Annotated in this window: 8 protein-coding genes; 3 read left to right on the forward strand and 5 right to left on the reverse strand. The window is 69.9% G+C overall.

Features of this window, described 5'->3' with window-relative positions:
• Positions 1-275 precede the first annotated feature (275 nt).
• Positions 276-656 carry an SPW repeat protein gene (locus IRZ30_RS11895; RefSeq protein ID WP_294085391.1) on the forward strand — a complete coding sequence of 127 codons (381 nt, stop codon included), beginning with the start codon at positions 276-278 and terminating at the stop codon, positions 654-656.
• Positions 657-813: 157 nt separating this feature from the next.
• On the opposite strand, the gene IRZ30_RS11900 is transcribed toward IRZ30_RS11895, so the two are convergent.
• The 4 genes from IRZ30_RS11900 to IRZ30_RS11915 form a co-directional block, all read right to left on the reverse strand.
• Complete coding sequence (locus IRZ30_RS11900; RefSeq protein ID WP_294085393.1) at positions 814-1689, reverse strand: hypothetical protein; 876 nt, start codon at positions 1687-1689, stop codon at positions 814-816.
• Positions 1690-1871: 182 nt separating this feature from the next.
• Entirely contained in the window at positions 1872-3650 is a 1779-nt protein-coding gene (locus IRZ30_RS11905) for an acetyl-CoA carboxylase biotin carboxylase subunit (protein WP_294085395.1), read from the reverse strand.
• 46 nt (positions 3651-3696) lie between these two features.
• On the reverse strand, positions 3697-3933 hold the full coding sequence (locus IRZ30_RS11910) for an acyl-CoA carboxylase epsilon subunit (RefSeq protein ID WP_294085397.1): 237 nt from the start codon (positions 3931-3933) through the stop codon (positions 3697-3699).
• Positions 3930-5483, reverse strand: coding sequence for an acyl-CoA carboxylase subunit beta (locus IRZ30_RS11915; RefSeq protein WP_294085399.1), 1554 nt, complete (start codon positions 5481-5483; stop codon positions 3930-3932). The genes IRZ30_RS11910 and IRZ30_RS11915 overlap by 4 nt, the downstream gene beginning before the upstream one ends.
• 1322 nt (positions 5484-6805) lie before the next feature.
• Between IRZ30_RS11915 and fni the strand changes: the two genes are divergently transcribed.
• The gene (gene fni / locus IRZ30_RS11920; protein ID WP_294085401.1) at positions 6806-8311 is read left to right on the forward strand and encodes a type 2 isopentenyl-diphosphate Delta-isomerase; all 1506 of its coding nucleotides are present in this window, start codon (positions 6806-6808) and stop codon (positions 8309-8311) included.
• 124 nt (positions 8312-8435) lie between these two features.
• On the forward strand, positions 8436-10289 hold the full coding sequence (gene shc, locus IRZ30_RS11925) for a squalene--hopene cyclase (RefSeq protein ID WP_294085403.1): 1854 nt from the start codon (positions 8436-8438) through the stop codon (positions 10287-10289).
• Between the two features lie 88 nt (positions 10290-10377).
• On the opposite strand, the gene IRZ30_RS11930 is transcribed toward shc, so the two are convergent.
• The coding region (locus tag IRZ30_RS11930; protein WP_294085404.1) for an FAD-binding oxidoreductase at positions 10378-11551 on the reverse strand (1174 nt) is incomplete at its 5' end.

The following is an 11551-nucleotide window of genomic DNA, read 5'->3' on the forward strand; positions in this document are numbered from 1 at the left end:
GCGGCTGCACCCTCCCGACGGGCGCGAACCCCACTCGCCGGCCTGTTATCCACATCGGACCCCACTTATCCCCACTTCTCCCCACCCTTATCCACATTATACTGGCCGGCACCCACTCCGCAATGCTCTTTATGACAACTGAACCGGTACGTTCGGACATCTTGTCCGTTCACTCGCCCCGCACCGGCCCCTATTGAGCGAGCCCGTGGCACTGGATGTGATGCATCAGCCATGAACCGAACACGATCTGCCGCACGCAGAAAGGACGTACACGCATGAATCTGGAAATGCGCGACTTGGACCTGACCGAGCGTCTGCGCATCTCGGCCCTGATCATCGTCCTGGTCGGGATCTGGCTGATGCTCTCGCCGTTTGTCCTGAGCTATAACCACCTGCACGCCTCGACCTGGAACGCGATCGCCGTGGCCTGGGTGACGATGTTCATCGCCGGGCTGCGCATCACCGGCGCCGGGAGCGAGGGCTGGTTGAGCTGGTTGAACGCGTTGATCGGGCTGTACCTGATCGCATCGCCGTGGATCTGGGGCGACGCGGACAACCTGACCCTGGTGGTGAACAACGCAGTGTGCGGCCTCTTCATCGTCGGCATGGCCGCCTGGGCGGCCCTCAGCACACCCACCCTGACCTCCAGAGCGTGACCGGGCGTCGCACTACGCCTCGCCCGGCTCCCACAGAGAGCGCCCCTCTCCCAAAGTTGGGAGAGGGGTTGGGGGTGAGGGCCACTGCCACGGCGCCGGGCCGCAAAACGAAAACGGGGCACCGCACGCGGTGCCCCGGTCGGCTTTCGCCGGTGACTTACACCTTGGGAAGACGGTCGCCGAGGGCGTCGGCGATCTCATCGTGGATCGCGGCCAGGCGGGCGCGCTCGCGGGCCAACACCCGCAGCCGCTCCAGGTCGGTCGTCCCCGAGGCCGGCGTCGTCGCCAGTAGCGCCGTGTAGCTGGCGAGTGCGTCGATGGCCCGCGTCAGCAGCTCGGCCGGCACCGGCTCGCTCGGGCTCGGGTCGGGCAGCGCCCGGCCGATCGGGTCGGCCACGCTACTGCGCAGCACACGGGCCTGCTCGCGCAGGCTCGCCAGTTCCGCCTTGGACGGCCAGCTCTTCGGGTCGTCGGGTAGCGCCGCCAGCGCAGCCGACGCCAGACGGCTGAACTCCCGCACCTGCAAGACGCGCCGCTCCGTCGCGGTGTTCGCCGACTCGATTTCCAGCAGGCGGCGCCGATCGGGCCGTGGGATCTCAACCTTCCCCGTGCGCCCCGCCGGGACCTCCGGGATCGGCATCGCCGGGGCGGGAAGCGGCGCGGTGGCCTCAGAGCCCGTGAGGAACAGGAACAAGAACCCGGCACCCAACAGCGGCACCAGCCCGAACAGGGCGACCGGGGCCGCGCTCAGGAGGGCCGTCGCCCCCACGGTGACGGCCAACGCACCGAGCTTCACGTTCTGGTCGTAGCGGGTATAGCGCCAGAGGAAGTAGAGCCCGGCCGGGTAGACCAGCATGCCGGTGATGGCGCGCTTCGTCCGCAGCGAGAGTGAGGATCGCCACAGCAGCACGAAGAGGTAGACCACGCCCGCCAGCGCCGCCAGCATCAGCAGCGGCACGATGAGACTCATCAGTATCACAAAGAGGATAAAGGCGCCGAACGCGAGACATCCCACCCGCGCTAGCTGGTACATCACGCCCTACCTCCTCCGATCGCCGTAGCGCTGGGCGGACAGCACAGCGTGTCGCACTCTGAGCATAACCGGGCGGGATCGCAGGATCACTGTCCGTTGGGACAGTTCGTCCGTGATAACCGCAAGCGGGAGTCCTTAACTCCCGCTCGCTTCGCGACGAACCTGCCGTTGCCTTGGCTCCGTCAGGAGGCGCCGTCCGCCTCAATCCGGGCCAGCCGCGCGCCGATCTGCACCGTCTGCCCGGGCACAACGTCGACCGCGCGCACCACCCCGTCATGCGGCGCGGTGATCTCGTTCTCCATCTTCATCGCCTCGATGACGCAGACGAGATCCCCCTGCCGCACACGGTCGCCCTCCGCCACGGCAACCGAGAGGACCGTCCCCTGGATCGGGCTGGTCAGATCTTCGCGCCCGGCCGGAGCCGTTGAACCGGATCGGGACGAACTCACGCGCGGGCGGGATCGCCGCGCCGGACGCGCATCGCCGGCCGGGAAGAGCCGGACATCGAAGCGCTTCCCCGCCACTTCGACCACGTAGACCTCCGGCTCGGCGGGCGGATCCGCTGGCGCCGGGTTGGATGCAGCCACGCCCGCCGCGTTCGCCAGGCCCTCCAAGACCTCCGGGTGGCGCTCCAGGAACCGCGTGTCGAACGCACCCTCGCGAAACGACGGCACGGCCAGCACCGCACGGTGGAACGGGATCGTCGTGGCCACGCCCTCGACGGTGAAGTCGTCGAGCGCCCGGCCCAGGCGCGCCAGCGCCTCGTTCCGGTCCCGACCCCAGACGATGAGCTTGGCGATCAGCGAGTCGTACTGCGGCAGGATGGTGAAGCCCGGCTCAGCGGCGCTGTCCACCCGCACGCCGAAGCCGGTCGGGGCGCGATAGGTCGTGATCTGCCCGGGTGTCGGGGCGAAGGCGCGGGCCGGATCTTCGGCGTTGATGCGCACCTCGATCGCGTGCCCGAGCAGCGGGACGTCGGCGTCGAAAGAGAGCGGGCAGTCGGCCGCCACCCGGATTTGCTCCTTGACCAGGTCGATCCCGGTCACCAGCTCCGTCACGGGGTGCTCGACCTGGATACGGGTGTTCATCTCAATGAAGAAGAACTCGCCATCCTGGTACAGGAACTCGACCGTCCCCGCGCCGCGGTAGCCCACCGCGCGGGCCAGCGCCACCGCCGTCTCCCCCATCCGCCTGCGGGTGACGGCGTCGATGGCGGGGGACGGGCTCTCCTCGATCAGCTTCTGGTGGCGCCGCTGGATCGAGCAGTCACGCTCGCCGAGGGCGACGACGTTCCCGTGGGCGTCGGCGAAGACCTGCACCTCGACGTGCCGGGGATGGTCCAGGTAGCGCTCGACGTAGACCGTCGGATCGCCGAAGTAGCGTTCGGCCTCGCCGGAGGCCGCGCGATGCGCCTCGCCCACTTCCTCCGCGGCCCAGACGACGCGGAAGCCGCGCCCGCCGCCCCCGGCCGCCGCCTTGATGGCGATCGGATAGCCGTGCGCCGCGCCGAACGCGGCCGCACCGTCGGCATCAACCGGCCCGTCGCTGCCGGGCACGACCGGCACGCCGGCATCCTGCGCCACCCGACGCGCGGCCACCTTGTCGCCCATGGCCGCGATCGCCTCCGGCGGCGGGCCAATGAAGACGATCCCGGCCTCGGCGCAGGCGCGAGCAAAGTCGGCGTTCTCGGCTAGGAAGCCGTAGCCGGGGTGGACCGCCTCGGCCCCGGCGGCACGCGCGACCTCGAGCAGAGCGGCGATGTCGAGGTAGGGCAGCGGTTGCGTGGAGGGGATACGGTAGGCCTCGTCGGCGTAGCGCACGTGCGGGGCGTCCCGCTCGTCGTCGCCGTAGACCGCCACGCTCGCGATGCCCAGCTCGCGACACGCGCGCATCACCCGCAGCGCGATCTCGCCACGGTTGGCCACCAGGACCTTCCGAAACGCCGGCCTCCGCCCGTCCAAGTGCTGCCTCCCTTTGCTCTTTGTTCTGCCTGCCCCGCACACGCCGCTAGCGCAGGCTTTCCAGCCGCGCCGCCCGCGCCCAGCCGCCCGGCACCGGGCCGACCTCCCGCGCGCGCATCGCCTCACGCCGCCCCGCCGCCACCCAGGCAGGCTCCGGTACCGGCTCCGCCGCGGCTTGCCGTGTCTTGCGCGCCCGCAGCACGGCGCCAATGGCCGCCAGCTCCTCCGGCGACGGCTGCGGCCGGACCTCCACTCGCCCCAGTAACCGCGTCTCCTCGATCATAGCGGGATGTTCCCATGCTTGCGGGACGGCACGCTCACCCGCTTGGTGCGCGCCGCGCGCAGCGCGCGGATCAGCCAGGGGCGCGTCTGGCTCGGCGCGATGACGTCGTCCACGTAGCCGCGCGAGGCGACCTGGAAGGGATTGGCGAACTCCCGCTCGTACTCGGCCACCAGCTCCTTGCGGCGCGCCTCCGGGTCGGGCGCGGCCGCGATCTCCCGCCGCTGCACCAGGTTGACCGCCGCCTCGGGCCCCATCACCGCGACCTCGGCCGTGGGCCAGGCGACGTTGAAGTCGGACCGCAGCGCCTTGGAGCACATCACGACGTAGGCCCCGCCGTACGCCTTGCGCGTGATGACCGTGAGCTTCGGCACGGTCGCCTCGCAGTACGCATAGAGCAGCTTCGAGCCGTGCCGGATGATCCCGCCATACTCCTGGTTCGTGCCGGGCAGGAATCCGGGGACGTCGACGAAGGTAATCAATGGGATGTTGAAGGCATCGCAGAACCGGACGAAGCGCGCCGCCTTGGCCGAGGCGTCGATGTCGAGCGTCCCGGCCAGCACCTTGGGCTGGTTCGCCACGATGCCGACCACATGCCCGTCGAGCCGCGCAAACCCGATGATGATGTTGCGCGCCCAGTTCGGCTGCACCTCGAAGAACTCCCCATCGTCGACGATCCGGCTGACGACATCGTGCATGTCGTAGGCCTTGCTCGAGACCTCCGGCACCACGTCGTCCAGCTCCGGATCCTGCCGCTCGGGATCGTCCAGCGGCGGCTCGTAGGGGGGATCCTCCAGGTTGTTCGACGGCAGGTAGGACAGCAGGTGCCGGACCTGGGCGAAGAGGTCTTCCTCGTCCTCGGCGGCGAAGTGCGCCACGCCGCTGACGGAGGTGTGGGTCATCGCCCCGCCCAGCTCTTCGTGGGTGACCTCCTCGCCAGTGACGGTCTTGATCACGTCCGGCCCGGTGATGAACATCTGGCTGGTCCCCTTGACCATGAAGATGAAGTCGGTCATGGCCGGGGAGTAGACAGCGCCGCCGGCGCACGGCCCGGCGATCAGCGAGAGCTGCGGCACCACCCCGGAGGCCTGCACGTTCCGATAGAAGACCTCGCCATAGCCGGCTAGCCCCTCGACTCCCTCCTGGATGCGGGCACCCGCCGAGTCGTTGATGCCGATGATCGGGCAGCCGATCTTCAGCGCCAGATCCATGATCTTGACCATCTTCTCAGCGAACGCTTCGCCCAGGCTGCCGCCGAAGATGGTGAAGTCCTGCGAAAAGACCGCCACGGTGCGGCCATCGACCGTGCCGTAGCCGGTGACCACGCCGTCGCCGTAGGGGCGCCGCTTGTCCATACCGAAATAATGCGAGCGGTGCCGCACCATCGCGTCCAGCTCGACGAACGAGCCGGGGTCGAGCAGCAGGTCGATGCGCTCGCGGGCCGTCAACTTGCCGCGGGCGTGCTGCTTCTCGGCCGCCTCAGCCTCCTGCGCCGCGATCTCGGCGCGAATCTGCTCCAGCCGCTCGCGCTTGGCGCGCTGTTCGACAGCCATGCTTCCATCCCGTCCTGCACCACGGCGCACACTCTCGCCGCAGATTGTACGCGCCCCGCCCCCGCCATGACGCCCGCCCAGCACGATCGTCGGCCCGCGGCCGTGTAAGGAGCCTGACGAAATCACCCGGTATATCCGCCAGCAGCCCGTGACTCTCCTCGTGTCATCCTTCGCTGCGTGGCCGATCCGATGCGAGACCCTTCGCTCCGCTCAGGATGACAGCCGGCTTTGGCGTGGGGGGGGGGCGGGCGGCGCCCGGGGGGGGGGGGGGGCGCCCCGCCCCCCGGGGGGGCCGCGGGGGCCCCCCCCCCCGCCCCGGGGTTGGTTTCGCGCGGACGTTGGGACGTGAGGTGGGTGATAGAGGGATCCTGTGCCATGATCCCATTCCGGGGCGGGTGGTACGACGGATCCCGCACCCCGGCCTGTGCCCGGGCCTAAAGGCGCCGGGCTGACAACGAAAAGCCGGCTCAAGCCGGCTGGAGGATTTCGTACTCACATCCAGGTGTTGGGTCTCGCCACCCGGCCCGTGCCCGGGGCTAAAGCCGCCGGGCTGATATTTTGGTAAGCCCACTGAAGGGGCTGCGATGGCGACATCCCGGCGTATCCGCTCCGGCCTCCCATCGAACCCGGCGTCCCCAGCCCCTTCAGTGGGCTTCGCCGTGTCAGCCCGGCGGCTAAAGCCGCCGGGCACAGGCCGCGGCGCGGGATCCTCGCATTACTCATCCCCAGGCACGCGCCGACCGTCGGACGCCCACATAACACGTAATTCGCCAAACTCCACACCCCCCAGGCACATGCCGGCAATGACGCTCCTCTCACCATCCCGCTGTACATCGTCGTTCCCAGCCGGCTTCAGCCGGCTTTCGCGGTGAGCCCGGCGGCTTTAGCCCCGGGCACGCGCCGAGTGGCGGGGACCCTATCACCGGGTGTGAGTGCTGCCCCTCCCCTCAGGATGACAGCAGCGCGAGAGCGGGTGGCGGGGCGACGAGATGAATTCGGCAATGTTCATGTTCGCCCTGCAGCGAACATAGCCTCAACCGCGAAATAGGGGACACGATGGCGCCGTGGTCTGCTGGGCAACCCCGCTCCGCGAACATGCGCACCTCGATGCATGCCGCTTCCTTCCACGTGACCAACGTAGCTATGCGGCAGACATGTCAGCTTATGCTAGAGTACCGATATGCGCGACCGTGCTCCGCGTTCTTGACGGGGGCAAGAACGTTGCGAGGGATGAGCCGGGTCTCGCGCTCCTGAGGTCGAACATACACCCAGCCGGCGGACGGCCGCGGCGCCGAATCCCGGCACACAGGAGGGAAGGTTCCGTGGCTCGCGTGCAGTCGTCCCGGGCCGAGCCCACTTCGACGCCCAAGCGCAAGGCCGAGCATCTTCGCATCAATCTCGATGAGGATGTCTCGGCAAAAGGCGTCACCACCGGGTTCGAGCGCTACCGCTTCGTCCCCGCGGCCCTCCCCGAGATCGATCTGGACCAGGTCGACACCGGAACCACCCTCTTTGGCCGCCGGCTCGCCGCGCCGCTCCTGATCTCCTGCATGACCGGGGGCGTGCCCGAGGCCGAACGCATCAACCTCACGCTGGCGCGCGCCGCTCAGGAGATCGGGCTGGCCGTTGGCCTGGGCTCCGGCCGGGTTCTTTTGGAGCACCCGGAGGTGCTGCCCACGTTCCGGGTGCGGCCCGAGGCGCCGGACGTGCTCCTGCTGGCTAACCTCGGCGCCGTGCAGTTGAACCTCGGGGTCGGGCCGGACCAGTGCCGCTGGGTCGTCGAGCAACTCGAGGCCGACGCCCTGGTGCTGCACCTGAACGCGCTGCAGGAGGCACTCCAGCCCGGCGGCGATACCCACTTCGCGGGCCTGCTCGACCGGATCGCCGCACTCTGCGCCGTCCTCGAGGTGCCGGTCATCGTCAAGGAGGTCGGCTGGGGTATCCCGCCCGACACGGTCGTCCGTCTCTTCGAGGCCGGCGTCGCCGCGGTGGACGTGGCCGGGGCCGGAGGCACTTCCTGGAGCGAGGTCGAGCGGCACCGGATGGACGGGGAGGTCCGCCGCAGAGTGGCGGCGGCGTTCGCCGGGTGGGGTATCCCCACGGCCGAGGCGCTGCGCGGCGCGCGGCGCGTCGCGCCCGACCGGCTGATCTTCGCCAGCGGCGGCATCCGGGACGGCATGGACGTCGCCAAGGCCCTCGCACTGGGGGCCGATCTGGTCGGCATGGCCGGTCCGTTCCTCCGCGCGGCCGATCAGGGGCCGGAGGCGGTCCACGCCCTCGCGGAAGAGTTGATCGAGACCCTGCGCATCGCGATGTTCTGCATCGGCGCATCGACCCTCGAGGAGCTGCGCGGCACGCCGCGCCTGGTGTCCGAGAGCCCCGCCAGGCTCGGCGTCGCCACCGAGGACTTGATCTTCCGGACGACGGGGGCGCGGGAATTCATCGACATCACCGAGGCGGTGGCCGACGTGGCCGGCCGCTCCGGCATTCAGGACGGCATCGTCCACATCTTTTCCAGCCACACAACCGCGGCCATCCGGATCAATGAGCATGAGCCCCTGCTGTTGACCGACTTCCAGGAGATGCTGGAACGGATCTCCCCAGGCTCGGGACACTACGAGCACGACGATCTGGCGCGCCGCACCGGAATCGGACCGGATGAGCCGCGCAACGGGCACTCCCACTGCCAGCACCTGCTCCTGGCCTCCAGCGAGAGCGTGCCGCTGGTCGGCGGCCGCCTGGCGCTCGGCCTGTGGCAGCGCATCTTCCTGATCGAACTCGACGACGCACGCGAGCGCCGGATCACGGTGCAGGTGGTGGGCCGGTAAGCACGCCCGGAGCGCTGTAGCCGCCCGCGCCTCAGGAGCACCTGTCTCCACCCGATACCTGCCGGTCGTGCGCTGCACCACAGCGCCGGGCCGGTTTGGACGGTGTCGAGAGGAGCGCCACGCCATGGACCCGGCCCTGAGCCGCGCGGTCGACTGGTTGCTGGAGCACCAGAACTCCGCCGCCTGGTGGTGCGGGGAGTTCGAAACCAACGTGACGATCACGGCCGAGCACGTCCTGCTGCTGCGTTTCCTCGGCCTGGACCCGTCCCCGCTCCGCGACGGCGTCACCCGCTACCTCCTGGGCGAGCAGCGTGAGGACGGCTCTTGGGCGCTGTACTACGACGGGCCGGCCGACCTCAGCACCACCATCGAAGCCTACGCCGCGCTCAAGGTTCTCGGCCTCGATCCCGCGAGCGAGCCGATGCATCGCGCGCTGCGGGTCATCCACGACCTCGGCGGGGCGGCGCAGGCGCGGGTCTTCACTCGGATCTGGCTCGCCATGTTCGGGCAGTACCCCTGGGACGGCGTCCCGAGCATGCCACCGGAGCTGATCTGGCTTCCGCCGTCGGTGCCGTTCAACCTCTACGACTTCGCCTGCTGGGCGCGCACCACCATCGCCCCGCTCCTGATCATCCTGGCGCGCCGCCCGGTGCGCCCGCTTGGGTGCGACCTCGGCGAGCTGGTCCTGCCCGGCAGCGAGCACCTGCTGACCCGAGTTCCCGGCTCCGGCCCCTTCTGGTGGTGGGATAAGGTCCTCAAGCGCTACGACCATCTGGTCCGCCATCCCGGCCGCGATCGCGCCTGCCGGCGGATCGTCGAGTGGATCACCGCCCGCCAGGAGGCCGACGGGAGTTGGGGCGGCATCCAACCGGCGTGGGTCATGTCCCTGATCGCACTGAATCTGGAGGGATTCCCGCTCGACCATCCGGTTATGCGAGCGGGCCTGGCAGGTTTCGACCGGGTCGCGCGGGAGGACGAGCGCGGCTGGCGCGTGCAGGCGTCCACGTCGCCGGTGTGGGATACCGCCTGGGCCGTGCTGGCTCTCCGGCGGGCCGGACTCCCACGCGAGCACCCGCGCCTCGCCCAGGCCGTCGACTGGCTGCTGCAGGAGCAGATCCCCGGGGGCGGCGACTGGCAGGTGCGCACGGGCACGATCCCGGGCGGCGGCTGGGCCTTCGAGTTCGACAACGACCATTACCCCGACATCGACGACACCGCGGTGGTCGTGCTGGCGCTCCTGGAAGCGGGCCAGGAGGACCGCGTCCGCGACGCCGTCGAGCGGGCCGCCCGGTGGATCCTGGCGATGCGCTCGTCGGACGGCGGCTGGGGTGCCTTCGACCGGGACAACACGCGCGAGGTGATCCACCGGCTGCCGATCGCCGACTTCGGTATGCTGATCGACCCGCCGAGCGAGGACGTCACCGCCCACGTGCTGGAGATGCTGGCGCGCCTCTCGTTCCCGACCACCGACCCCGTCGTCGCCCGCGGGCTGGAGTTCCTGCAGCAGACCCAGCGGCAGGACGGCGCATGGTTCGGCCGCTGGGGCGTGAACTACATCTACGGCACCTGGTGCGCGGTCTCGGCGCTCACCGCCTTCGTCGGCATGGACGCCGAGGCGCGCGCGATGGTCCAGCGGGCAGCGGCCTGGTTCCTCGACCGGCAAGACGCCGACGGCGGCTGGGGCGAGACCTGCGGATCCTACGAGCACCCCGACCTGGCCGGCGTCGGCCGCAGCACCCCGTCGCAGACGGCGTGGGCCGTGCTCGCGCTCCAGGCGGCGGGCCTGGGCGATCACCCTGCCTGCCAACGCGGCCTCGACTTCCTCCGCGAGCGGCAAACGGACGGCACCTGGGAAGAGCGCGAACACACCGGCACCGGATTCCCCGGCGACTTCTTCATTAAGTACCACCTCTACCGGCACGTCTTCCCAACCATGGCCCTCGGCGGTGCAGCCGCGGGTATGGCCACCCCCCACTAGACCAGGTCATGCCCCGGACCTAGCCGCAGGTGGTCATGAACAGCGGCCGCTGTGATCGCCACACGCCGACGCGGGACCGATACCCTGCCTACTCCTCGGGGAAGGGCAGGGCGATGGAGTCGCGGGACTTCCGCTCGCCCGAGAAGCGCGCGAGGCGGATCTCCTCGTCGGGCAGGCCCGCGGTGGTCCCTTCGTCGATCAACTCGGCCATGACCATGCCCAGGGCGGGACCCCACATCATGCCGTGGCCGCCCGCCGCCAGGACGAAGAAGCCGTCGCGCGGCTCGTCGATGATCGGCAGGTGGTCGGGCGTGTAGTCGATCGAGGCAGCCCAGGCGCGGGAGATCGGCTTCCCGGCCAGCGATGGCCAGATCGCCTCCCACACCGGACGCGCACGCTCGTGGTACTCCCAGTCGTAGGCAATCTGGTAGCGCCCGCTACGATCGGCCCGCTCCTCCGGGTTGCTCATGCCGAGCAGCGCGCCCTGCTCCTCCGGCCGCACGTAGATCCCTTCGGACAGGGCGAATGAGAGTGGGAAGCGGCCCGGCGGCTGCTGGTCAACCTCGGCGAAGGTGATGATCTGGTGCCGCGCCGCTGAGACGGGCACCTGCACGTCGAGCAGCGCCCCGAGGTCACGCGCGCCGCGCGGCCCGGCGGCGTTCAGCACCCGCCCCGTCTCAAGCACGCCGCGCGTCGTGTGCACCCGGTAGCCGCTGCCGATCGGCTCGATCCGCTCGACGGTGCACTCTTCGAACAGGTCGATCGCCTCTTCCCGGTGCACGGCGTAGGTGATATTGCGTGCCACGATGGGCGGGTGCACGTAGCCGTCATGCGGCGTGTAGACCGCACCGCGGAAGCGGTCCCAGTCGACCATCGGGAAGCGGCGCTTGCCCTCGTCCGAGTCGACCCACTCGTTCTCGACCCCGCAGCGGCGCCGCAGCTCGAGCAGGTCGCGGAACGCCTTTTCCTCCTCCTCGGTCGAAGCCAGGATGTAGTAGCCAGTCTCGAAGAAACCGCTCCCCAGCCCCAGCTCCTGGCCCAGCCGCTGGTACAGCTCCAGCGACCAGTGGCCGAGTTTCACCGCCGTCTCGGAGCCGCCTTGCGCCCGGATCATCCCGGCCGACCGGCTGGTGGCGCCGAACCCGGCCCAATACCGCTCGCAGACCGCGATCCGGCCGAAGCCGCGCCTGGCCAGGTGGTACGCGGTCCACAGACCGAGGTTCCCGCCCCCGACGATCACGATCTCGTAGGTCGCTGCCATC

Source organism: Sphaerobacter sp., from assembly GCF_019683595.1.
Taxonomy (GTDB): domain Bacteria; phylum Chloroflexota; class Chloroflexia; order Thermomicrobiales; family Thermomicrobiaceae; genus Sphaerobacter.

What these genes read in the sequence shown, in the direction of transcription:
- IRZ30_RS11915 (WP_294085399.1), bottom strand. Translation starts at nt 5,483, where the DNA reads ATGGCTGTCGAACAGCGCGCCAAGCGCGAGCGGCTGGAGCAGATTCGC.
- IRZ30_RS11900 (WP_294085393.1), bottom strand. Translation starts at nt 1,689, where the DNA reads ATGTACCAGCTAGCGCGGGTGGGATGTCTCGCGTTCGGCGCCTTTATC.
- shc (WP_294085403.1), top strand. Translation starts at nt 8,436, where the DNA reads ATGGACCCGGCCCTGAGCCGCGCGGTCGACTGGTTGCTGGAGCACCAG.
- IRZ30_RS11910 (WP_294085397.1), bottom strand. Translation starts at nt 3,933, where the DNA reads ATGATCGAGGAGACGCGGTTACTGGGGCGAGTGGAGGTCCGGCCGCAG.
- IRZ30_RS11895 (WP_294085391.1), top strand. Translation starts at nt 276, where the DNA reads ATGAATCTGGAAATGCGCGACTTGGACCTGACCGAGCGTCTGCGCATC.